Source organism: Duganella paludis (assembly GCF_054461335.1).
On record NZ_CM136922.1, the window covers coordinates 1,179,759 to 1,203,712 of the forward strand.

The 23,954-nt window shown below is 64.0% G+C and carries 18 protein-coding genes and 1 riboswitch; of the genes, 8 read left to right on the top strand and 10 right to left on the bottom strand.

The window, feature by feature from the left end; genetic code table 11:
• Window positions 1–7: 7 nt before the first annotated feature.
• From ACXZ1M_RS05340 to ACXZ1M_RS05355, 4 genes are all read left to right on the top strand, one after another.
• The gene (locus tag ACXZ1M_RS05340) at window positions 8–955 is read left to right on the top strand and encodes a polysaccharide deacetylase family protein (RefSeq protein ID WP_459053977.1); all 948 of its coding nucleotides are present in this window, start codon (window positions 8–10) and stop codon (window positions 953–955) included.
• Window positions 956–973: 18 nt separating this feature from the next.
• Complete coding sequence (locus tag ACXZ1M_RS05345) at window positions 974–1,429, top strand: peroxiredoxin (RefSeq protein WP_459052156.1); 456 nt, start codon at window positions 974–976, stop codon at window positions 1,427–1,429.
• Between the two features lie 248 nt (window positions 1,430–1,677).
• Window positions 1,678–3,522 carry a PhoH family protein gene (locus ACXZ1M_RS05350; protein ID WP_459052157.1) on the top strand — a complete coding sequence of 615 codons (1,845 nt, stop codon included), beginning with the start codon at window positions 1,678–1,680 and terminating at the stop codon, window positions 3,520–3,522.
• Between the two features lie 315 nt (window positions 3,523–3,837).
• On the top strand, window positions 3,838–4,125 hold the full coding sequence (locus ACXZ1M_RS05355; RefSeq protein ID WP_373988288.1) for a type II toxin-antitoxin system HicB family antitoxin: 288 nt from the start codon (window positions 3,838–3,840) through the stop codon (window positions 4,123–4,125).
• 9 nt (window positions 4,126–4,134) lie between these two features.
• Here the strand turns inward: ACXZ1M_RS05355 and ACXZ1M_RS05360 are convergent, their stop codons facing one another.
• Complete coding sequence (locus ACXZ1M_RS05360) at window positions 4,135–4,911, bottom strand: sulfite exporter TauE/SafE family protein (RefSeq protein WP_459052158.1); 777 nt, start codon at window positions 4,909–4,911, stop codon at window positions 4,135–4,137.
• 202 nt (window positions 4,912–5,113) lie between these two features.
• On the opposite strand from ACXZ1M_RS05360, the gene ACXZ1M_RS05365 reads away from it, so the two are divergent.
• The 3 genes from ACXZ1M_RS05365 (at window position 5,114) to ACXZ1M_RS05375 (ending at window position 6,068) form a co-directional block, all read left to right on the top strand.
• Window positions 5,114–5,314: a heavy-metal-associated domain-containing protein gene (locus ACXZ1M_RS05365; protein WP_459052159.1), complete on the top strand. Its 201-nt coding sequence runs from the start codon at window positions 5,114–5,116 to the stop codon at window positions 5,312–5,314.
• 120 nt (window positions 5,315–5,434) lie between these two features.
• Window positions 5,435–5,740 (top strand): toxin-antitoxin system TumE family protein, encoded by a 306-nt coding sequence (locus ACXZ1M_RS05370; protein ID WP_459052160.1) that lies wholly within the window; start codon window positions 5,435–5,437, stop codon window positions 5,738–5,740.
• Entirely contained in the window at window positions 5,721–6,068 is a 348-nt protein-coding gene (locus ACXZ1M_RS05375; RefSeq protein ID WP_459052161.1) for an HVO_A0114 family putative DNA-binding protein, read from the top strand. The genes ACXZ1M_RS05370 and ACXZ1M_RS05375 overlap by 20 nt, the downstream gene beginning before the upstream one ends.
• Here ACXZ1M_RS05375 and ACXZ1M_RS05380 read toward each other — a convergent pair whose 3' ends face one another.
• Entirely contained in the window at window positions 6,069–6,791 is a 723-nt protein-coding gene (locus tag ACXZ1M_RS05380; RefSeq protein ID WP_459052162.1) for a glutathione S-transferase, read from the bottom strand.
• Window positions 6,792–6,837: 46 nt separating this feature from the next.
• Here ACXZ1M_RS05380 and ACXZ1M_RS05385 point away from each other — a divergent pair, with 46 nt between their 5' ends.
• Complete coding sequence (locus ACXZ1M_RS05385; RefSeq protein WP_459052163.1) at window positions 6,838–7,587, top strand: sulfite exporter TauE/SafE family protein; 750 nt, start codon at window positions 6,838–6,840, stop codon at window positions 7,585–7,587.
• Here the strand turns inward: ACXZ1M_RS05385 and ACXZ1M_RS05390 are convergent.
• From ACXZ1M_RS05390 to ACXZ1M_RS05425, 8 genes are all read right to left on the bottom strand, one after another.
• Window positions 7,584–9,626, bottom strand: coding sequence for a TonB-dependent receptor (locus ACXZ1M_RS05390; RefSeq protein ID WP_459052164.1), 2,043 nt, complete (start codon window positions 9,624–9,626; stop codon window positions 7,584–7,586). The genes ACXZ1M_RS05385 and ACXZ1M_RS05390 overlap by 4 nt on opposite strands.
• On the bottom strand, window positions 9,623–13,648 hold the full coding sequence (locus ACXZ1M_RS05395) for a cobaltochelatase subunit CobN (RefSeq protein ID WP_459052165.1): 4,026 nt from the start codon (window positions 13,646–13,648) through the stop codon (window positions 9,623–9,625). The genes ACXZ1M_RS05390 and ACXZ1M_RS05395 overlap by 4 nt, the downstream gene beginning before the upstream one ends.
• Window positions 13,635–13,970: a DUF2149 domain-containing protein gene (locus ACXZ1M_RS05400; RefSeq protein WP_373988295.1), complete on the bottom strand. Its 336-nt coding sequence runs from the start codon at window positions 13,968–13,970 to the stop codon at window positions 13,635–13,637. Before ACXZ1M_RS05400 ends, ACXZ1M_RS05395 begins: the two co-directional genes overlap by 14 nt.
• Before the next feature lies 1 nt (window position 13,971).
• Window positions 13,972–14,538: a MotA/TolQ/ExbB proton channel family protein gene (locus tag ACXZ1M_RS05405; RefSeq protein ID WP_459052166.1), complete on the bottom strand. Its 567-nt coding sequence runs from the start codon at window positions 14,536–14,538 to the stop codon at window positions 13,972–13,974.
• Between the two features lie 138 nt (window positions 14,539–14,676).
• Window positions 14,677–14,892, bottom strand: a riboswitch (cobalamin riboswitch).
• A 4-nt stretch (window positions 14,893–14,896) separates the two neighbouring features.
• A complete protein-coding gene (gene cueR / locus ACXZ1M_RS05410; RefSeq protein ID WP_459052167.1) occupies window positions 14,897–15,283 on the bottom strand; it encodes a Cu(I)-responsive transcriptional regulator in 387 nt (128 codons plus the stop codon).
• Entirely contained in the window at window positions 15,280–17,667 is a 2,388-nt protein-coding gene (locus ACXZ1M_RS05415; RefSeq protein WP_459052168.1) for a heavy metal translocating P-type ATPase, read from the bottom strand. The genes cueR and ACXZ1M_RS05415 overlap by 4 nt, the downstream gene beginning before the upstream one ends.
• Window positions 17,668–17,735: 68 nt before the next feature.
• Window positions 17,736–18,581 (bottom strand): FecR family protein, encoded by an 846-nt coding sequence (locus tag ACXZ1M_RS05420; protein ID WP_459052169.1) that lies wholly within the window; start codon window positions 18,579–18,581, stop codon window positions 17,736–17,738.
• A complete protein-coding gene (locus ACXZ1M_RS05425) occupies window positions 18,550–23,949 on the bottom strand; it encodes a beta strand repeat-containing protein (RefSeq protein ID WP_459052170.1) in 5,400 nt (1,799 codons plus the stop codon). Before ACXZ1M_RS05425 ends, ACXZ1M_RS05420 begins: the two co-directional genes overlap by 32 nt.
• Window positions 23,950–23,954: the final 5 nt, after the last annotated feature.

A 23,954-nucleotide genomic window follows, 5' to 3' on the forward strand; every position in this document is an offset into this window, starting at 1 on the left:
ACCATTGATGGTGCTGAAGATCGACGTCGACACCTGGCGCGGCACCCGCGAAGGCGTTCCCAATCTGGTGCGCATGCTCAAGGCGCACCAGGCCGGCGCCACCTTCCTGTTCTCGCTCGGGAAGGACCACACCGGCTGGGCGCTGCGCCGCGCGCTGCGTCCGGGCTTCTTCAGCAAGGTATCGCGCACCTCGGTGGTGGAACACTACGGCCTGAAAACGCTGATGTACGGCGTGCTGCTGCCCGGCCCGGACATCGGCCGCGAGTGCGCCGCCGAAATGCGCGCGGTGCAGGACGCCGGCTTCGAATGCGGCATCCACACCTGGGACCACGTGCTGTGGCAGGACAACGTCGCCAAGCGCGACGCCGCCTGGGCGACCGCCATGATGCGCAAGGCCGCCGCCCGCTTTACCCAGGTGTTCGGCGTGGCGCCGCGCACCCACGGCGCGGCCGGCTGGCAGATGAACAACGGCGCCTTCGCCGAGCACGACAGCGCCGGCTACGCCTACGCCTCGGACGGCCGCTGCGTGCTCAAGGAAGACGGCACGCTGGCCGATCCGGCCGACGGCCCGCACCGCCTGTCCGACGGCGGCAAGCTGCTGTCGCACATCCAGATGCCCACCACCCTGCCCACGCTGGACGAATTATTGGGCTGCGAAATTAACGGTTTGACCATCACAACTGGTAATATAGCCGCCTTTTTGCTGCAGTTGACGGCTGGCGCCACGCGCGACCACGTTTATACTTTGCATGCAGAACTTGAAGGGCAGAAACTTGCCCCCATATTCGAGCAGTTATTGGCAGGATGGCAAGCACAGGGATACCAACTGGCGTCCATGGCCGACTACCATCAAAAGCTTCAACACCTGCCTTTGCCGGTTTGCCCCATCACCTGGGGCGAGCTGCCGGGACGTTCGGGCCGGTTGATCGTACAAGGCCCCGCCCGAGCCAGTTAAACCCTCCAGGAGACGCCTGTGGCTGACGTAGTAACCGATTTTTCCGCGCCGATGACCAGCGGCCAGACCTTCCAGCTGTCCGGCCGCCCGGCGCGTTACACCGTGCTGTTCTTCTACCCCAAGGACAACACCCCAGGCTGCACCACTGAAAACATCGCCTTCCGCGACCTGCATGACAAGTTTGCCGCCGCCGGCGCCGAAGTCTACGGCATCAGCCGCGACTCGCTGCGCTCGCACGAAGGCTTCAAGACCAAGCTGGGCCTGCCGTTCGAGCTGATTTCCGACCCGGACGAGGCGGTCTGCCAGCAGTTCAATGTCATGAAGATGAAGCAAATGTACGGTAAGACTGTACGCGGCGTTGAGCGCAGTACGTTTGTGATTGACGCTGATGGTCAATTAGTGAAAGAATGGAGAGGCGTGAAGGTAGCGGGTCACGTCGATGAAGTGCTGGAATTTGTAGCGCGTCAGGCTTAGTTTTCGGAATGCGCGTTGCAGCGTCCAGGTTGCTCAACCGTAGCAGAACCCAGCGTATTCTTACATTTTGAGTCATCACTGTTACTCCTCCCACCCTACATGGTGGCCACCCGGCCACCACGCGGTACTTTCACCGGGCATGACGAGCGCCCGTCGGCAGTCTTATATTCCCTTTTACCCAGCATCCACCCCATCGGGGCGTTTCCCTATGGGCGGATTCCTCCAGATATCTTTCGATTGAGATCCTGATGCCACTGCCAAAATTACCTAGTAAGCCAGCGACTATACTGCTGGCAAAAGATTATCCCAAGGCCACCGGTCCACGTCCGGCCACCGCCCTCGCGGCGGTCGCCGATATCGCGCCCGAGCCTGCACCTGCGCCGAAGAAGGCGGCAACCGTTAAAGCAGTACCGACAGCAAAAAAACCGGCCGTCGCCAAGACGCCTGTAGCAGCCGTAGCACCTGCAGCGCCGGTTCAAGCCACCGGCAAATCCAAGGCCGTCGCGGCCGTACTCAAGGCTGCCCCGGCGGTCCTGAAAGCCGCCGCCGAAACGGTCGAGGCCAAAGGCAAGTCCTCGCCGCGCAACAAGGTCACGCCGATCACGGCCGAGGCGCCGCATCCGGCCAAGCACAAGGCCAACGAGGTGGCGATCAAGTCGTCCACCAGCCGCCAGGCCGACCGCACCGGCACCACCAAGATGTTCGTGCTCGACACCAACGTGCTGATGCACGATCCATCGTCGCTGTTCCGTTTCGAAGAGCATGACGTCTACCTGCCGATGATGACGCTGGAAGAACTGGACAACCACAAGAAGGGCATGACCGAGGTGGCGCGCAACGCCCGCCAGGTCTCGCGCACCTTGGATGCCCTGGTCTCCAACACCGACGACGACGCCATCGAGAACGGCATCCCGCTGTCCAAGCTGGGCAACAAGGACGCCAAGGGCCGCCTGTACTTCCAGACGCGTTTGCAGACGGCCGAGCTGCCGGTGGGCCTGCCTTCGGGCAAGGCCGACAACCAGATCCTGTCGGTGGTGCGTTCGCTGGAATCGGAGCAGGAAGGCCGCGCCATCGTGCTGGTGTCGAAAGACATCAACATGCGCATCAAGGCGCGCGCGCTGGGCCTGCCGGCCGAGGACTACTTCAACGACCACGTGATGGAAGATACCGACCTGCTGTACTCGGGCATCCTCCAGCTGCCGGACGATTTCTGGAACAAGCACGGCAAGGACCTGGAATCGTGGCAGGAAAATAAAAACGGCCAGAGCGCGACGTTCTACCGCGTCACCGGCCCGTTCGTGCCGTCTATGCTGGTGAACCAGTTCGTGTTCCTGGAGCCGAAGAATGGCGAAGCGCCGTTCTACGGCCAGGTCAAGCAGATCAACGGCAAGACCGCCGTGCTGCAAACCCTGCGCGACTTCAGCCACAACAAGAACAATGTGTGGGGTGTCACCGCCCGCAACCGCGAGCAGAACTTCGCCTTGAACCTGTTGATGAATCCGGAATGCGACTTCGTCACCCTGCTCGGCCAGGCCGGCACCGGTAAAACCCTGCTGGCCCTGGCGGCCGGTCTGGCGCAAGTGCTGGAAACCAAGCTCTACAACGAAATCATCGTCACCCGCGTGACGGTGCCGGTCGGTGAAGACATCGGTTTCCTGCCGGGCACCGAGGAAGAGAAGATGTCGCCATGGATGGGCGCATTCGACGACAACCTCGAAGTGCTCAACAAGTCCGATTCGGATGGCGGCGAGTGGGGCCGCGCGGCCACGCAGGATCTGATCCGTTCGCGCATCAAGATCAAGTCGCTCAACTTCATGCGCGGCCGTACCTTCGTCAACAAGTTCCTGATCATCGACGAAGCGCAGAACTTGACGCCGAAGCAGGTCAAGACCTTGGTCACGCGCGCCGGTCCTGGCACCAAGATCATCTGCCTGGGCAACATCGCTCAGATCGACACGCCGTACCTGACCGAAGGTTCGAGCGGCCTGACCTATGTGGTGGACCGCTTCAAGGGCTGGTCGCACAGCGGCCACGTCACCCTGGCGCGCGGCGAACGCTCGCGCCTGGCCGACCACGCCAGCGAAGTGCTGTAAAGAGCACAGCAATCAGCTAAACCGTTTATACCGTTCTCAGCCCCGCCCGCAGCAATGCCGGCGGGGCTGTTTTTTTGTTGCTGTCGGACTGTGGCAACAACGTCATTGGCGCCAAGCCGCGCTCGCTGGCTACATACCGTCATAGAGCGTGGCGCCCGTGCAGGTCATTTCAGGCGGCAACACCTGTTATGAATGAGGCAAACCAGCTTGAAATCCATCAAAATAGTGCTTGAAACCAGCAGCGACCTGTATAACACTAAACACCCAAGTCATTGATTTTGCCCGTCTTTCGCGCTATCGCTGAGGTAAGACATCATGGACATCCCTATCCTGATCCAGAAGACGGCAGGCGCCAAGAAATACGGCGTCACGGTACCGGACATCCCCGGCTGCGTCACCACCGGCGAGACGGTGGACCGCGCCATGAGCAACGCCACCAAGGCCATCTACGGCCACCTGGGCCAACTGATCGAACAAGGCAAGGCCTTCGAACTGAAAGCATCGGAAGTGGAAAACCTCGCCCAAGAGCCCGACTACGCGGGCGGCATCTGGGCGCTGGTCAGCCTGGACCTGGCACGGCTGGATGATCCGCCTGAAGATTGATTTCAACCATTAGAACAGCATAGCCAGCGAGGTTGCAACCAGCACCGAGCAAAAAATAAGCCGCAGCTTAGTCGGGGCAAACTGATGTGCGAGAGTCACGCCCCAGGAAACGCTGACAATACCGCCAAGCGCGAGCGGTATGCCGGTATTCCAGTCCACATGGCCGGCGCCAGCATAGGTGAACAGGGCAACTAGCGCTCCGGGAACAACCAATGCAAGAGCGATCCCTTGTGCGCGCGTTTGGCTCATGCGGTACATCGTGACCAGCGCAGGCACAACGACCAGGCCACCGCCTACCGTGAACAGTCCAGACATGATGCCACTGGCAATCCCGATCAGCGGCATGACTCTATCTGACGCGACCTTGCTTTGGCCAAGGCCGGCAGATGCATCCACCTGAGGGGATGCGCGTTTAAGGCTCCAGCCAAAATACAGCGCCAAGACAAGCAGAAACAATGCGAAGCCAATTTGAAGATGGCGCGCGTTCAGACCGGTGGCACATTTCGCGGCGACGTAAGTTGCCAGTATTGACGCCAGGGCCATGGGCGCGATCGACCTCAATTCGATATTGTTCTTCTGGCGATATCGGATAAACCCGATCAGAACGTTTGGCGCAATCATCACCAAAGCCGTTCCCTGCGCAAGCTGCTGATCCATCCCGTAGAAGTGGGCAAGAATGGGAATTGCGATCAGACCACCACCGATGCCTAGCAATCCGCCCGCGACACCCAGCCCCATTCCCAATACGAGATTCGGTAAGGCGACGTACAGCAATTGATAAGACATCGGAAACTCTGCAAATTAGGTTTAGTGGAGATGGCGAAGTCACCATGGCACGCGGTCACGATACCAGACTCTACTGGCACATATTCAAGAATATGGCGACAAAGAATCCCCCCTTCGGTCGCCGCTGCCGGCGAAAAGATTTGACCTTCCCATAGTAGGAAGGAATACAGTGCAGGCATCGAAACTGTTTTAGGAGTGCGGAATGTATCAGCTTCAAGTAGAAAACATGAGCTGCGGCCACTGTGTCGGTGCGGTGACCAAGGCGGTGCAAGCGGTGGACGCGGCAGCCAAAGTAGAAGTCGACCTGGCCACCAAGTCCGTCAAAATCGACAGCGCTACGCCGCTGGCGCCACTGCAATCTGCCATCGCCGACGCCGGCTACCCGGTCACGACCGCAGCCTGAGCCACGGCTGACGTCACAAACGCCTGGCTAATTCCAGCAGACTTGATCGAGATTCAATCAGCCTTGCCGCTGCCGCTCTAGTGTTGAGCTCAATTGACAACACCGAGCTGCAGCGCCAATATGAAAAACCAAAAGGCGAAATCCCTCATTCATAAGCGTATGGAGCACGCGCCGAATGTCTTTACCGAAACCGTAGTCTGGGAGCTGCCACAAGCTGTTATTGGCTCCACTCACAGGTACAAATATCGGCTGGCGTATGTTGTGAACAGCAGCTGCGTACTACGCTATGACAACGAGGCAAGAAAAGGGGACCATCGCCATTATGGCGAGACACAAAGTCCATATCACTTCAGCTCACTGCGCCAGCTGCTTGATGATTTTCGGACAGATATCGCGAGGTGGAACAATGAAAACCATCAGATTTGAAATTCGCTCAATCGAAGAAGCTTTTGAGGATACGATCAGAACGCTCGAATCGGGATTGCCTGCGCAGTCCGCTGTCTTCACATTCACTACGCCGGAATTGTTGTGGCAAGTGATGAATGCGGAGCGCTGGGAGATTCTGAAGCATCTTTGCAGAACAGGCCCATTGAAAGTAAAGGACCTGGCCAGCCTGCTCGGTATTGATTTCAATACCGTTTACAACGACGTTGAAGCACTGCTGGTTGCTGGCTTGGTCGACCGCAAGGAGGGAGGCCACATCAGCTTTCCCTACAAGGAAATCAAAGTCGATTTCCTCTTCAAAGCGGCGTGATTATTTATCCAGCTCTGGATAGCGGCGGAAGATGCCGGTTTCGTTGAAGGGAATGCGGCGTTTGGAGTTGAGGTAGGCGGCGATGTTGGGGCGGGCGGCCACTTTGTTGCGCAGGGCGATCAGGCCGGGATAGGCAGGCTCCAGCCGCGCCATCGTCTTAGGGAAGGCGTAGCGCAGCCCTTCTATCAGCTGGAACAAAGACAGGTCCACATACGTCAACCGCGAACCCACCGCATAGCCGCCACGCCCTGGATTGCGCTGCACGACGCCTTCAAAATAATCGAGGAACTTCGGAATGCGGTGCTCGCGAAAATCCCTGGAGCGCGCCTTGGCTTCCTTTTTTTGGTCTTCGTAGTACTTGTTGGTGGAAATCGGATGGTGCGTGTCATGCGCTTCGTTGACGATATCGGCGATGGTCAGTTGCAGCTGGTTGGCCCACAAGCGCCCGGCTTCCGCACGCGGCGCCAGACCGTGCTTCGCGCCGAGGTACATCAGGATATTGGCCGTTTGCCCGATCAGCAAATCACCCGCCCGCAGCACCGGCGGTGCAAACGATGGATGGTCAACCTCGCCGCCATCCAGGCTGGCCTCGATTTTCGGCATGCCGCTTTTCTGTTTGGCCAGATCTTCATACGGCACGCCGGCTTCCTCCAGCGCCAGCCGGACGAATTCACCACGGCCTTGCAGGCCGGGCCAGTAAAGGAGTTGATAGGTCGTCGTCATGTGGGCATGGTAGCATCAGGCTCGCCCTCACGTCGCACCATACCTCATGTCCCTTGAACCGCACACCGTCCTGATGATCGCCGCAGCCGGCCTGTTTGCCGGCGTCCAGAACGCGCTGGCCGGAGGCGGCTCGTTCATCACCTTCCCCGCCCTGCTGCTGGCCGGCCTCAATCCACTGGCCGCCAACATGACCTCCACCATCGCCATGTTCCCCAGCCAGACCACCACCGCCTACGCCGGCCGCAATCTGGCCGGCGATGTCGGCGCGCTCAGCTTCCGCAACCTGTTCCTCGTCAGCCTCGCGGGCGGCATCGCCGGCGCGCTGCTCCTGCTGCACACGCCCGCATCGTTCTTCGAAAAACTGGTGCCATGGCTGGTGCTGTTCGCCACCAGCGTGTTCGCGTGGGGCAGCTTCCGCCGCAAGCCGCTGCACACGGCCAGCAGCATGCCGACTTGGGTGCTGGTGCTGGCGCAAACCTGCATCGCCATCTACGGCGGCTACTTCGGCGGCGGCATCGGCTTCCTGATGCTGGCCGCGCTGACCATCGCCGGCCAACAGGTGCGCATCGCCACCGCCACCAAGAACGTGCTGGCGATGGCCATGAACGCCGCCGCCACCCTGATCTTCGCCACCTCAGACCTAATCAGCTGGCCCGCCGCGCTGGCGCTGTGCGCAGGCGGTATCGCCGGCGGCTTGTGCGGCGGCTGGCTGGTGCACCGCCTGCCCGAGAAGATCATGCGCGGTTTCGTGGTGACGGTCGGCGCCGTGCTGACCGTCTGGATGTTCGTCCGTTAGAACACCGCCTTCACCGTCACACGGAAACTGCGGCGCTCCGCCGGATGGTAGTGGATGTCGTCCACGCCTTCCGCCGGCTCGCCCGGCAGGCGCGAGGCGTAGTAGTAGTCGATGTCGCTGACCTTGCGGTCGAACAGGTTGAACGCATCCAGCTGCATCGACCAGCGGCGATTGAATTTGTAGCCCACGCGCGCATACGCAATCGCCGTGCTGGCCGAACGCACGCTGTTATCCTCGATCAGCGGACGCGGACCGAAGAAACGCATCTGGAACGCCCCCGACCACGGGCCGAGATCCATCACCGTCGCGCCGAACGACGCCACCTTGCCGATCGCCCCCGGAATGTAATCGCCCGCCTCGTCATGCTCGGTGTAGTGACCGCGCGAATACGCCAGGTCCAGATCGAACAGCAGCCACGAATTGGCGATGTAGTGGTTATTCCACTCGATGCCCGAACGGTAGCTGCCACGGCTGGCCGAGGTGTCGCCGGCGTCACCGGAGAACACCAGCTCGGACTGCGAGCGCAGCTTCCACACCGCCAGCGAACTTTGCAAACCTGGCAGGAACTCGGTGCGCGCACCAATCTCCGCGCCGCGCGTCTTCACCAGCGGCGTCACCGGATCGATGGGTTCCAGCTCTTTCGGCGTCAGGTGCACGGTGGTGCCGCGCGCGTCGTTGCTGTGGAAGCCTTCGCCGTAGTTGACGAAGAATTCGGTCTTGGCCCAAGGCCCCAGCACCACCGAGAGTTTCGGCGAGGTGGTGCCGGCACTGACCTTGCCCGAGTTCTCGGCGATATTGCTACTCACGTCGAAGCGATAGCGGTCGTAGCGCAGGCCCGTGATGGTGCGCAGCCATTCCTGCCACTGCACCGTGTTCTCCAGATATGCAGCGAGACTGCCCTCCTTCACCGTCGATTCCGAGATGGTGCGCAGCGGCTGCTGGTTGCGCGTGGCGGTCAGCGACAGCGGAGACAGATAGTCATAGCGGCCCTGCACACCAACCTTGTTGCTGACATCCAGCCCGCCCCAATGGCTGAACCACGTCTGTCCCACATCGAAGCCGCCCATGCGGCGCTTCTCGGTCTGGCGCGATTGATCGCCGTTGACGGGATCGTCGAGGAAGTAGGTGAAGTCGTTAAACAGCGTCAAACTCGATTGCACCAGGTAGGCGTTGGCCTGCAACAGCGTATCGCTGCTGCGCTTGCGCATGGCGGCGGACAGGCTGTAACGCGAAGTCCGTCCCGCATCGCTCGCATCGATGGTGCCAAAGGGATCGAGCTCGCCGGCCTGCACCGCACGCAGCGGGATCTGGCTGCTGGCGCGCCACGCGCCCTTGTAGAACATGCCGGTCAGGCTGAACTGGTCGTCGCTGGCGCCTTGCGCATAACGCAGCACACCCAGGCTTTTATGGAAGGCTTCCGGCACCACCCACGGTCCGTCGTTGTGGCCCAGCTCCGCGCCGTACACCAGGTTGCCGGCGCCCAGCGGCGTGGAGCCGGTGAGCACGGAGCGGTAGTAGCGGTTCTCGCCCAGCGTGACGCTGGCGGTGGTGTCGGCCAGCTTGTTCGCCAGCGTCATGCGCGCCGCGCCGGCGGAGGCGAAGTCGCCTTCGTCGGCATAGTACGGGCCTTTCTTGTAATTGATGCGGTCCACCAGCTCCGGGATCAGGAAGTTCAGGTCCGTGTAGCCTTGGCCGTGCGCGTGGGTGCGCATATTGACCGGCATGCCGTCGACAAAGGTGGCGAAATCGGTGCCGTGATCGAGGTTGAAACCGCGCAGGAAGTATTGATTGGCCTTGCCGTCGCCACTGTGCTGCGTCACGATCACGCCGGGCACGAACTCCAGCAACTCGCCGGGACGCAGCGCCGGGCGATTGGCGATCAAGTCCGCCGTTACCGCGCCCTGGCTGGCGGCGCCGGAGGTGCCGACGCCGTTGTCGTAGTGACCGCGCACTTCCACCTTCTCTACGCTTTCCACGGTTTCAGCATGGCCTGCCAGCGGCAGGACAGCAGCCAGTGCAACGATGGATTTGCCGATCATATAAAGCCCTTCAATTTACGGAGTTTGTTGCGACGACCGACGTAGCCGACACCGACCAGCGCAGCGGCCAGCGCCAGCAGGGCCAGCGAGCCGACGGTCTTCTGCACCGGCGTCAGATTGCTGAGTGTTTGCATTTCGAAGCCGCTGACCTTGTCGGCGCCTTCGGGTTTGGCCGCCGGCTTGGGCGACTGCTTTGGCGAAGGCGGTGCGGCGGCGGCAGCGTGCGCAGGCTGCGCCTCCGCCTTTGCTTGCAGCGCCTGTAGCTCGGCGGCTGCGTTCTGCATCGCCGCCTGTGGCGACGGCGCAGCACCGCCGGCACGCGCTGCGGTAGCCGCGCCGCGCACCACGGCCGCATTGGAGCCGACATTCGGCACGAAGTCCGCATTGAACTGCGGCGCCTCTTTCAAAGTCGCCTTGCTGCACGAATCGGCGCTGCACGACACGCCGGCATCCTTGATGGCCTGCGCGTTCATCTGTGCCAGCTTGCTGCGCACCGCCTCGCTCGGCTTCCAGTAACCGCGTTCGATGGCGCTCAGCATGCGGTCGGTCACGGCCTGGAACGCGCGCAGGTTGCCCGCAATAGCGAAGCGCTCGCGCACCTTCAGGCCGTGGCGGTCTTCTACGTAAGTGTCGTACATGCGCTGCCACTTGCCGTCGTCCACCACCTCCGGCACCGTGACCTGCCACGCCCACAGGTAATCCACCACGCGGCTGATGTAGCGCGCACCGGAATAGCCCTCCTTCAGCATGCCGTCCGCCCAGCGCGGATTCAGGTAGCGCGCCTGCATCTCCTGGCCCATGTACTGCTCCAGCGTCTTGTGCGTGGCGCGGCGCGGGTTGGCCAGATCGCTGACCATCACTTCCGGCGTCTTGCCGTCCACGCTGCGGATGGCCATCGCCGTGCCGCCCAGGTATTGGAAGAAGTCATCGTTGTCCAGCGTGGCGAACAGGTTGCTGGAACGGCTGTGCAGCGCGATCTGGCTGCCCGACAGCGCCGCCTTGAACAGCGCGCGACGCTGCTCGGGATTGGCCTTGTCGTCGCCCCAGTAGCCGGCGCCGAACGGATGGCTCATGCGGTTGATGAAGACATCCGCCACTTCCTTCTCGTTCTTCCAGGCGTTGGTGAGCGGGATCAGCTTTTCGATCTGCGTGCCATACGCGCCGCTCGGCACGCCGAAGATGCGCACCGACGCCATGCGCTGCGCCTCTTCCGGCGCGATGCCACGTGCACTCAGCGCGGCGGCGGTCTTGCGGCTGTTGGCAGCCATCACGTTGCCGCCTTCGTCGTCCTGCTTCTGCGCCAGCTGCGCCGCCTGGTCCATCAGCACCAGCAGATTGGGGAACAGGTCGCGGAACAGGCCGGAGGACACCAGCGTCACGTCCACGCGCGGACGGCCAAGCTGCTTGCGGCTCAGCGCTTCCACGCCGGTCACGCGGCCGCGTTCATCCCAGGTCGGACGCACGCCCATCAGCGCCATCGCCTGCGCTTCCATAACGCCTTCATGCCGCGACGTCTCCACGCCCCACAGGTTCATGCTGAGCTTTTGCGGATAGGCGCCGTGGCGCTTGCGGTAATCGTCCGCCAGTTGCTGCGCCAGTTTCGCGCCTGCTTCATACGTCGTCTTGCTCGGAATGCGCGACGGATCGAGGCCGAAGAAGTTACGGCCGGTCGGCAGCGCGTTCGGATTGCGCACCAGGTCCGCGCTGGCGCCGCTCGGGATGTAGCGTCCGGACAGCGCCTGCATCAGGCGGTCCAGCTCCAGCTGCGCGCTTTGCTTGATGTCCGCTTCCAGCTGCGCGATGCGCGCCGTCTTCTGATCAGGCGTGGAAACGCTATCGAGACTGACCACGGCGCGCGCCGTGGCGTTGCGCTGCTCCGCGTTCGGCGCCACGCCGAAGGTGTGCAGGCCGAACGGCGTCAGCTTGTTGCCGGTATCGTCCAGATACTCTTCCAGCGCTTCCATGTCGGCTTCCGATTTCAGCGCCGTCTTCTTCATGTCCTTCAACACGCCGCTTTTGGCGGCCAGGCGGTTCAGCGCCACCAGGTGGGTGCTGGCCAGCAGCGGACTTTTTTGCTCGGCCACGCGGTAGTCGTTCAGCAGCGCGAGCAGCTCGCGCAGGTCCGGATTCAGGCCGGCCGTATCGAACGGTGGCGTCATGTGGTCGATGATGGTCGCCATGCCGCGCCGCTTGGCTTGCAGGCCCTCGCCCACGTCGTCCATCACGTAGGGATAGATGTTGGGCATGGCGCCGATCAGCGCTTCGGTCGGATCGCTTTCGGACAGGCCGGCCTCTTTGCCGGTCAACCACTCCTGCGTGCCGTGGGTGCCGATGTGCATGACGGCGTTGGCCTGGAAGTCCTTCTGCAGCCACAGATAGAACGCGATGTATTCATGCGACGGTGGCATGCTCACTTCATTGTGCAGCTTCTCCAGGTTCTGCTCCCAAGCGCGGCCGGGCTGCGGCGCCATCAGCACATTGCCGAAGCGGCGCGCGGGGTAGACGAAGAACGCCTCGCCCTTCGCATTGCGCCACAGGACCGGCGCCTTTTCCGGCTGGCCCCACGACTGTTCGATCGACACGCGCAGCGGCTGCGGCAAGGCCGCGAACCATTGCTGGTAATCGGCCAGCGGCACCAGCAAGGCCTGGCCGCTTTCGGCTAGATGCTTCAGGCCCGCCAAGTAGTCGCCCTTGGATTTTCCAGGGTAGTTGCCCCACTTCTGGATCTCGCCTTGCAGCGCACCTTCCGAATCCGGCACCGCCTCGCCGACACGGTAGCCGTCACGCTTCAGCCGTTGAACGATCTGCCACAGGCTTTCCGGCAGCACGTTCAGATACGCCGCGCCGATGGTTTCGGAGCCGTGCGGATAATTAAAGTAAATCATGGCGATATGCTTGTCGCCGTTGCCCTGCTTGCGCAGCGCCAGCCAGGCCGCAACGCGCTCATTGAGGCGCTCGATGCGCTCCGCGATCGGCGTCTCTTCAACGTAGGCCAGGCCGGTCTGCGCATCGCTGATGCGTTCGCGGCTGGCGACCACGGTCGGCTGGATCAGGCCCGCCGCTTCGGCGCCGGCCAGCTGCCAGGTGCGCTCGATGATATCGAGGCCGGTCTTGGACTCCTGCCACTGCGCCAGCGTTTGCTGGCTCAGGGTGATGGCGTTAATCGCCGGCACGCCGATCTTGTCGAGAATGGCGCCGACGCTGGCGGTGCCGCCCACCTTCATGCCCAGCGCGACGATCAGCTCCACGCGGCTCTTGCCGTTTTCATCGAGCAGCAGCTTGAGCGGCGTTTCGTAGGGATAGCCGAACACCGGCAGCGTGTTATAGCCGCTGGCCTCCAGCCGCGCCACGATGGCCGCCAGCGGCAGCGTTTGTCCCGCCACCAGACTGGCACGGTAGAACGGCACGGCGATCCACGGCGCACCGGGTTTGTGATGCGCGTAGCCGCGCACGTACTCGTCGTAGGTATTGACGGTGCGGTTGGCCTGCACATCGTACAGGCCCGATTCCGGCATCGCATGCACCGGCGCCACGCTAACGCTGGAGCCGAAGCTGTTGCGCAGGATGTAGCGCAGCAGGTTGCCGATGTTTTCCACGCCGCCTTCGGCGTGATACGCCTGGATGGCCTTGTCGTCGCGCACACCCAGCTCGCGCAGGCTGTCGTCGATGGCGCCAACGGCGAACACCTGCTTGCGCGCCTTTTGCAGCGCTTGCAGTTCGACGGTCAGCCCCGCCATGGCCTGGCGGCCTTTGACGCTGACCACCGCCACGTCGGCGGCGGCCAGCGCGGCGCGGTCAGCCGGCGTCAGGCCGTTCACCGGGATAATGCGGATGGCGACGTTCAGCTGCTTCAGCTCATCCTGCAGTCCGCGCACCGCCAGCACGGTCGGTCGCGACTCCACGTCGCCCAGCATCAGGGCCAGGGTGCGCGGCGCCGGCGCGGTGCGCGCAACGCCGCCCAGGCCCAGCGCCAGCAATGTCAGCAAACACAGGGCCGCAGCCCATAACTTATTCCGGAACATAGATCACCTTTCCATCCGGCAGCTGATATGCAGTGCCCAAACGTTTGCCAGCGCCGGACAGCGGCTGGTCGCTTACCTTGCTCACCTTGATTTCCGCGCCCTTCTTGGTCAGCACTTCCACGCGGCCGTCGGCGGTCTTCTTGGCGATCGTGACTTCGGAGTTCGGGTCCAGCAGATCCATCATGTTCCAGGCCGAGAACAGCGCCAGCATCATCGCCACGATGAACACAATGCTGGCGTCGAACAGGTTGGCCACGCCGGACAGCGGGTCTTCCGCGTGCTCGCCGATGCGGCTGTAGCGGTGTTTGTTCAGATAGCGCATCTCAGCCCTCCGACGCCAGCAGCGACTCGGCGGCAAACGCGATCTCGGTCAGGTCGCTGCGCAGCCAGTGCTCGCGCACCAGCGTCAACACGTAAGCGGCAACGCTGCAGGCCAGGCCCACCACGGTGGCGGTGAACGCGGTGGTCATCGACTCGGCCATCTTCGGCAGGTTGCCCTGCGCCAGGCCGGCCAGCGAGATGCCCATCGGGATCAGGGTGCCCATCAGGCCCAGTGCCGGGCCGACGCGCACCACGAAGCGCACGCCATCCAGGCGCCGCACGCCGCTGGCGTCGGCGTGCTGCACCACGCGCTCCAGGCGCGCATCAAGTCCGGGCTCGCCCGGCAGCGTGGTCAAGGCGGCGGCCATCTGCTGTTTGGCGGTGGCGACCAGCACGCGCACGCCGCGCCGGCGTTCCAGCCATTCGGCGCCGAAGGTGCCGAAGCACACCAGCACGTGCAGCACCAGCGCGGCGATGCCGAGCAAGACCGGCAGGTAAAGCACATTGGAAATGGAATACAGCAGTGTCTCGATAGAGTGGATGGCTGCGTCGGCGGGCTGGTTTAACATGGACGGGTCCTGAAAAGGCAGCGCGCAGCGACGCACGGACGGCACAGCCGCGTCGCGCTGAATAGGTGCATAAAAATGATTTGACTACAGATGCAAACCGCTCACCTCCCCGTGAGCGGTTTGAACAGAAATGCCTGCGGCATTTCCACCTGTTTGGCCGGTATCCGGGCTGGCAAGCATTCCCGCCTGACCTTCCCATGCACGAGGCACAGTGGCATAGCGAAGCGGGTTGTCGTGTGAACGACGCTTGTTTACCGTTGCGGGGGCAGCACAGGTTGGCCGGTGAAGGCTCCCTGTTTCCCGTTTAACTGCGCATCCGGACGGACGCGCGGGCACCAAAACGTGGCAGGATTATACGTCAGTTGGCCAGGCTTTGGAGGATTGGACAGTCGGGCCGGTCATCGCCGTGGCAGCAGCCGGCCAGTGTTTGCAGGGTGTCGCGCATTTCGGTCAGTTCGGCGATGCGCTGGTTGAGCTGCTCCACGTGGCCGAGCGCGACGGTTTTGACGTCCGCGCTGGCGCGCCCCTTGTTCTGCCACAGCGACAGCAGGTCGCGGATCTGGTCCAGCGAAAAGCCCAGCTGGCGCGCGCGTTTGACGAAGCGCAGCGTGTGCAGGTCGTTCTCTCCGTAGATGCGGTAGCCGGCGTCGGTGCGCCTGCCCGCCGGGATCAGGGCGATGCTTTCGTAGTAGCGGATCATTTTCGCCGAGACGCCGGTCGCCGATGCTGCCTGTCCGATGTTCATGTGGTCTGCTCCGGTTTCCAGCGCCGCAGCAGCAGCGCGTTGCTGATCACGCTGACGGAGCTGAGCGCCATGGCGCCGCCGGCCACCATGGGGTTGAGCAGCCCGCACACCGCCAGCGGTATGCCGATCAGGTTGTAGATGAAGGCCCAGAACAGGTTCTGGCGAATCTTGTTGTAGCTGCGGCGCGAGATCGAGATGGCTGCCGCCACCAGGGCTGGATCGCCGCGCATCAGGGTGATGCCGGCGGCGTGCATGGCGACGTCGGTGCCGCTGGACATGGCGATGCCGACGTCCGCCGCTGCCAATGCCGGCGCGTCGTTGATGCCGTCACCGACCATGGCGATGGTGGCGCCGTCCCGCCTGAGGGCGGCGATGGCTTGGGCTTTGTCGGCCGGCAGCATGTTGGCGACAATGCGGCGCACGCCGAGCTGCTGACCGACCGCGTCGGCGCTGCCCTGGTTGTCGCCGGTGAGCAGGACGGTGTCGATGCCCATGGCGTGCAGCGCTTCGATGGCGGCGCGCGCTTGTGGCTTGATGCGGTCGCCGAAGGCCAGTAGGCCGATTAGCTGGCGGGTGTTGGCGTCGGCCAGCCAGGAGATGGTGTGGCCGGCGTGCTCCAACGCTTCGGCGCGCGATGCAAGGGCTTGCAAGGAGACGCCCTGCTCTTGCATCAGGCGCGTGCTGCCCAACACCAGCCGCGCGCCGTCGACGGTCGCCGCCACGCCGCGCCCGGGCAAGGCGGAGACATCGGATGCCCGCGGCGCGACGCCCGCGCCGACGGTGGCGGTGGTGGCGGCGACGGTGCCGGTGCCGGTGCCGGTGCCAGTGGCGGTGGTGGCGGTGGAGGCTGTGGCGGCGACGGTGCCGGTGCCGGTGGCGGCCGTGGCGGCAGCCGAGCGGGCTTCCGCTGCTTGCACTACAGCGCGCGCCAGTGCGTGTTCGCTGCCGCGCTGCACGGCGGCGGCCAGTTGTAGCAACCGCGTTTCGTCCACGCCCGGCGCCGCCGCCAGTTCGGCCAGTGATGGCTGGCCTTCGGTCAACGTGCCGGTCTTGTCGAAGGCGACGGTGGTGATGCGATGCGCCAGCTCCAGCGCCTCGGCGTCCTTGATCAGGATGCCATGGCGCGCGGCGACGCCGGTGCCGGCCATGATGGCGGCCGGCGTCGCCAGCCCGAGCGCGCACGGACAGGCGATCACCAGTACCGCCACCGCATTGATGATGGCTTGCTGCGCGTCGCCGCCGAACAACCACCAGCCGCCAAAGGTCAGCAGCGCCAGCACCAGCACCACCGGCACGAAGACTGCGCTCACGCGATCGACCAGGTGCTGTACCGGCGCCTTGGCGGCCTGCGCGTCTTCCACCAGGCGGATGATGCGCGCCAGCGTGCTCTCCGCACCGACCGCGTTCACGCGCACCAGCAGCAGGCCTTCGCCGTTGATGGCGCCTCCCGTCACCCGCTCGCCCGCGTGGCGCGCGACCGGCAGGCTCTCGCCGGTGATCAGGGCTTCATCGACATGGCTGGCGCCTTCGGTGATCTCGCCATCGGCCGCGATGCGCTCACCGGGTCGGATCACGATGATGTCGCCCACGCTTACCTCGTTGATGGCGACATCGACATCCTGCCCGCCACGCCGCACGCGGGCCGATTCGGGACGCAGCGTTTGCAGGGCGCGAATGGCTTCGGCGGTTTGCCGCTTGGCGCGCGTCTCCAGCCATTTGCCCAACAGGACCAAGGTGATGACCACCGCCGAGGCTTCGAAGTACAGATGCGGCATGGGGCCGGCGGCGAACATCTGGTAGACGCTCAGGCCATAGGCGGCGCTGGTGCCGATGGCCACCAGCAGATCCATGTTGCCGCTGCGGGCGCGCGCCGCCAGCCAGCCGGCGCGATAGAAACGCGCGCCCAGCCAGAACTGCACCGGCGTGGCGAGCAGCCATTGCAGGCGGCCGTCCAGCATCCAGTGGATGCCGGCCAGTTCCAACAGCATGGGGATAATCAGCGGCAGGGAGAACAGCGCCGCCAGCAGGACGGCGAGGCCGCCGCGCGGCGCGGAGAATACTGCGCGACGGGATGATGAGACGGTGGCGGTGGCGGTGGTCGTGGCGGTCGCGGTGGCGGCTGTTGCGGTGGTCGCGGTCCCGGTGGAGGTGGCGGCGGGAGCGGCGAACGCCGGCTCGGGCTGCGAAGCCTGGTAGCCGGCCTTGTCGATGGCCTGCGCCAGCACGGCAAAGTCCAGCACCTGGGCCGACTCCACCCGCGCCATCTCGGTGGCGAGATTGACGCTGACCTTGTCGACGCCCGGCACGGCCGCCAGCACGCGCTCCACCCTGCCGACGCAGGAGGCGCAGCTCATGCCTTCAATTTTGATCGCTTGCTGATTCATGGGACACCCAACGCTGTTTTCACCAACTACAGCATCAAGTATCCCACGATTGGAAGGTCAAGACATTTTTAGCGGACTTCGCAATCCACTTCGCTGCTCTTGGGTTTGTTGGCGCCGCTACCCTGCGGTCCGGTGGACGACGAAAATGCCGGAGGCGGTGTGAACGGGATCCCCGGATTCGCCGGCAGCATGACGGGCGGCTGCTTGAAGCTCGGCGTGAAGCCGAACTGGCCGGCCGAGAAATTCACGGCACCGCTCGGGTTGGACACGTTGATCAAACCGTCGATCACTTGCACGTAGAGGCCTGGCGCCCGTGTCAAGCCCGGAGTTGGAATGTTCAGCTGCGCCAGCATCAGCGGCTGCACCGGATAGCTGTCGCCCAGCCCGGCGGTGCTGGCCATCATCCAGGCTTCGCGCGCGGCCGCTGCGACCGCGACCGCCTGCTCGGACGGTTCGATCCAGTCCACGATGAAGGTGGTGCCACGGATGCCGATGGTCGCGCTTGGCGTCTTCATCGCGAACTTTTCCTTGTTGCGCTTGCCCAGCAAACCGGTGACCGAGCGCAGCCCGCCCTTGACCAGGTTGAACGAGGCATTGTCGCCATCCGGCTTGCCCGCATCAAAGCTGAAGTTTTCCACCTTGAAAGTGGTCGACGGCTTGAGCGTGATCTCGCTGTTGTCGATGAATTTCACCATGGCGTAGGTGTTCTTTTCGGTCACCAGCGTATCGCCGCTTTCGATCTCCGACTTCATGGAGAGGATGCGCACCGCACCGTCGGCCTTCTTGGCCAGCAACGGCCCGCTCAGCTGCACCACGGTGCCGGCCACCTGGGCGGCCCAGCTTACGCCGGCCATCCAGAACAGCGCCAGCAGCATCAACGCTTTAATTGCAGTAGAGTTTTTTAGTTGGTTCATTTTTGATTGCGCTCTTTTCGTTGGATGCAACTTCTTTGGTATCCGATTTTTTGTCGGACTTCGAGTCGTCCGGCGTCTCGGAGTTACCCGCGCCGCCCGAGCTCGATCCACCGCCGCCGGACGAGTTGGTGACCACGAATTGTTGGTCTTCCGGGGCCTTCGGCTTGGCGGCGGTCACGATTTTGATAATTTCGTTGGACGCCTGCTGCACCGGCTTGACCGGCTCAGATGCCGTCGGCGGCGACAACACCTGGCACAGCGCCGAATTCGGCGCGATGGTGCAGATGTCAGCCGATGGCGGCGGCGTTGGCGTTGGCGTTGGCGTCGGCGTTGGCGTCGGTACCGGCGTCGGTACCGGCGTTGGTACTGGCGTTGGTGCCGGCGTTGGCGTTGGTGCCGGCGTTGGCGTTGGTGCCGGCGTTGGCGTTGGTGCTGGCGTCGGTTCCGTTGGAGTCGGCGTTGGAGTCGGCGTCGGCGTAGGTGTCGGCTCAGTCGGCGTAGGCGTAGGCTCCGTCGGTGTAGGCGGAGTAGGCGTAGGCGTCGGCTCCGTCGGCGTCGGCGGGGTTGGCGTCGGGGTAGGCGTAGGCGTAGGTTCTGTCGGCGTCGGCGTCGGCGTCGGCGTCGGTGTTGGCGTCGGCGTTGGTTCCGTCGGCGTCGGCGTCGGTGTTGGCGTCGGCGTTGGTTCCGTCGGCGTCGGCGTCGGTGTCGGGGTAGGCTCCGTCGGTGTCGGGGTAGGCGTCGGCTCCGTCGGCGTCGGCGTTGGTTCGGTCGGCGTTGGCGTTGGCTCCGGAATCAAGGTCGGCTGCACCGCCACACCATTGGCGGTAACCGTACCGCCCTGATTGTCATACTCGGTAGCCGTCATTTGCACATTGCCGGTGGACGAATTGACGACGGCGCCGCTGCCAATGGTCAGCACGTTGTCCGTGCCATAGCCGACACCAGCCGCCAGCGTGATATTGCCGGAAACCGTAGTGACCGAACCATCAACGAACAACGGGCTATGCGTTTGCAGCTTGATGGCCCCCGTCGAGGTCGACACGGCGCCGGCGATGGTCATGGCGCCGAAGTTGTCTATCGTGATCGAACCATTGTTGCCGGCGCCAGCCTGCGCCACATTGTTCACGGTGAACATGCCGTCGTAAATAATGTTGCTGGTATTTTGGATGTTGATGGGCGCCGAACCACTGCTGGCGGTATTGGTGGCCGTCAGCTCACCCAGCGTGGTCTTTAGCGGCGACGTTGCGGTGCCGACGCCGCCGGTGGTGCTCAACATCAGGTGGCTGGCGGCGACCGTGCCGCTCGGCACTGTACCGCTGCTGTTCACGATTCCGCCGTTGACGGCAGTCAGCGTGACCTCGCCTTCCGAGCTCACGCCCGCGATATTGAACAGCTGCGCAGCCGTGGTGCCGCCCAGCAGCGTGGCGATGCCGAAAGTGCCGGCGTTGGTGAAGCTCAGGTCGCCGGAACCGGTTTGCGAGGCCGCCAGGTTGGTGACGCTATTGGTGGCATCGTTCAGCGTAATATTGCCCGACTCCGACGTCCGCAGACCCAGGTCGCGCACCTTGATGGCGCCGGTTTGCGTGATATTGCCGGTACCGCTCAAGAGACCTACGCGCACCGTGCTGGCACTCAGATCGGTGGCTTGTTCCTGGCCGGCCCCCGAGAACAGCGTGATGCCGTTGACGGTGATGTTGCCCACCGCCAGGTTGCTATCGGCCGAACCAAGGCTCAGCGTCGGCGCCACCACACGCCACAGGTTATCCACCATCAGGCAATTGCTGGAGCACCCCGCGCCGCCGCCGATCACCATGCTGTAGCCGGAGCTGTACGGATGGATGCTGGCGCCGACGGTGCCGGTAATGTTCGCGTTCAAGGCCAGCGTGTTGGCGCCGATCTCGAAGATGCCGGCACTGCTGGCGGCGCCGACCGTCACCGTGCTGCCGTTCAGCGTTACGCGCTGGGTTTTGCCGTTGATGGCCTGCGCCACCGTAACATTCGGCGCGGTGATGTTGACCAGGCCGCCGGTGAACGAGCCGGTCAGCGTGACGCCGTTCAGCTGCAGATCGTCAATGCTCTTGACGCTCAGCGAGCCGACGCTACTCGCGCTCAGTGCGTCGATCTGGTTGGTGGCGCTCAGCATGCTGACCGCGCCCGGCGTCGTCACGCTCACCGATGCCGCGTTCAGATAGCTGCTGCTGGAGTTCTGAGTGATGTTGCCGCTACCGGTCAGCGTAATGGCGCCGGGCGTGCTGATGGTGTTCAGATTGAATGCGCTGGCGCCGTTGTAGGTAAAGCCGCCATTCGCCGAGCCGCCCACCGAGGTGGCCTTGTTGGCGCCGGTCAGGCTGACGGCGCCGCCGCTGGCGGTCGCAGTCAGGTGACCGGCGGTGATGACGCCGGTGCCGGTGACACTGCTGCCGCTCAACGAGACATAGTCCGCCAAGCCGTTGAGCGCGCCCGTCACCGTGATCGCCTGATCGCTGGTGAGGCTGACGCCCCCCTCCGGATAGAGGCCATTCAGCGTGATCGCATTGAGCGTGAGGGCGTCGGTATTGTGGATCGACAGCGCGCCCACGCTGGTGGCCGCCAGCGCGCCGATATGGTTGGTGATGCCGCCCAGCGATACCGCGCCCGGCGCGGTCACGGTCAGCGACGGCGTGGTGATCGCCGCGCCGCTACTCTGGTGGATATCCTTGCCGGCCTTGAGGGTGATGCCGGTGGCGCCGCTCAGGTTGCCGGTGACATTCAGGTCGCCGGCGGCCGTGTACGCCAGGCTGCCGCTATTGGCGTGACCGCTGATGCCGCCGCTGACGACGTTGGCGCCGGTCAACGAAACCGAGCCGGCGTACAGGTTGAGGTTGCTGGCCGTGATGACGCCGGCGCCGCTGATGGCGCCGGTCTTGCCGTCGAGGTACAGGCTGCTTGGCGTGGTGAACGCCTTGGTCACGGTGATCGATTTGCCGACCAGCGACAGCTGCGCGCCGGACAGGCCGCCACTCAGATCGACCACCCCGTCGACCGAGATGTTGCCGTTGTAGCCTTCGCCGTCGCCGATGCTCACCAGGTAGGAACCCAGGGTTTTCAGTTCGGCCTGCGACAGGCTCAGCTTGCCGCTGGTTTCCGCGCCCAGGCTGATGTCGGTCGTGCTGCCGTAGGTGTTGACAGAAATGCTCTCCGCCTCGAACTTGGCGGCGGCATTCAGGTCCATCTTATTGCCGATCAGATAGAGCGAGGCGGCGCCGACGTCGGCGCCGGCGTCGGCTTTCAGCGTGCCGGTGCCGTCGACGCTGAGGATGATGCCGCCCGGGCCGCTCAACGCATGGCTCACGGTGAGGTTTTTGCCGCTTTCCAGCGTCAGGCTGCCGATCTCATCGAGATGGACGTTGCCGCCGGTGGTGATGTTGCCGGCGCCGCTATGGCCGATCGACAGGCTGCCGGTGCCGATGGTGTTCAGCCCCGCTTCGGTGAGGCTGAGTTTGCCCGTGGCGGAACCGCCGAAGACGATGTCGCGGTTGCCGCTGAACGCCGCCAGCGAGACCGCATCCTGGCCGTTGCTGTCGCCGCTGCCGATGCTGCCGCTGCTGCCGTTGAGGGCGATATTGTCGGCGATGAAGGACAGCAATGCCGGCCCTGCGCTGTCGACGCGCACTGCGCTATCCGCGCCCATGGTGATGAAACCATTGCTGACGGTGGCGCGCACATCGAGGTTGCCGTTCTTGATGAGGTTGCCCCCATCGTCGTAACTGGTCAGAACCAGGCGGTCGTTGATGGTGACGTAGGCGCCCTTCAAGGTCAGATCGCCGCCGCCGGTGCGGATCATGCCCTCGTCGGAATACTTGGCGATGGTCACGCCGCCGAGACCGGTGGCGTGCGCCGGATCGTTGGCGATCAGGTTGACGTCGCCCGTCATGAAGATCGGCTTGTTGACAACGATGTTGTTGCCGGCCTGCGCCGTCAGGCTGACACCCTGCTCATTGTCGATGCGGCTGTTGAAGGTGATGTCGTTCCTGGCCTGCAGCAGGATACCGGTTTCCGCTTCGGACAGCAGATCGGCGCCGATCGCGCTGGTGCCGCTGGTGGCGCTGCCGAACGGTTTGCCGGCGTCGATGTCGCCACCGCGGCCGTCGACGATGTCGATATTGAACGGGTCCAGCAGCCAGCTGCCGGTCTGGCCCTTGGCTGCGCGGGTGTTCACACGCGCGCCGGCGATGTCGAGGTAGTCGCCCGAGGTTTCCACCTTGCCGCCGTTGCCGCTGTCGGCCCCGCCGCGCGCCGACAGCGTGCCGTGCACGCGCGCCGTGTCCTGGCCCCACACCACCACCGTGCCGCCGTCGCCGCTGCGGCCGGCGTCGGCGCGGATCACTGCGTCCTGGCCCACGAAGGCGGCGCTGGCGTTCTGCAGCGCCGGATTCTTGCCCTGGTAATCGCCGCCGACCAGCACCTTGCCACCGCCGGCCTCACCGCTGGCGTCGACCACGGCATTGCCCGTCACGCCCACTTGCGCGCCCAGCAGCAGGATGTCGCCGCCGGTGTTCAGGTTGCTGCCGGTGGCGGTGGTCGTGCTGCCCTGCTCCACCAGTGTCGTGCCGCTGGCCTTCAGGACGATCTTGCCGTTGACGCCGCGCACGGCGCTGTTGGCATTGATGTTGCCGCGCTGGTTGACCAGCGCGCCGAACACGCCCACGCGGCCGCCCTGGGCCACGATGCTGCCCAGGTTGACCGCCTGGTCGCTTGGCGCCGACACCACCACCTGCACGTTCGGATCGGCCGAGTCGAACAGCTGCACGCTCCTGCCGGCGGCCAGCACCACGTCGCCGTTGGGCGAGGAAATCACGCCGCTGTTTTCCACCGCCGGCGCGATCAGGAAGATCTGCCCGCCGGACGGCGTGGTGATCGTGCCCTGGTTGCTGACCTTGCCCGCGCCGGCGGCGCCGTCGAAGTTGTTTTTACCTGCCAGGAAATCGGCGTTGGAGATATTCAGGCTGGAAGCGACCAGGCCGTTGACGTCCACCCGCGAGCCGGCGCCGAACAGCACGCCGTTCGGGTTAATCAGGAACACCTTGCCGTTCGACTGCAGCGAGCCGAGAATCTGGCTCGGGTCCTGGCCGGTGATACGGTTCAGCACCTTGCTGTCGCTGCTTTGCTGGATGAAGCGGGTCACCTCGCCGGCGCCGATCGAGAAGCTGCGCCAGTCGATGATGGTGTTGGGGGTGTTGGTGATCGAGTACAGGCTGCCTTGCTGATTGAAGGTCGCCATGCCGTGCACCACGGTGGGCGCGACCGGCGCGGCTTGCGCGGCGCTGAAAGCGGTGGCCACCACCACGGCGAGCACCTTGCGGCGCAGTTTATAGGTTTGCGGTTTCATCGTAT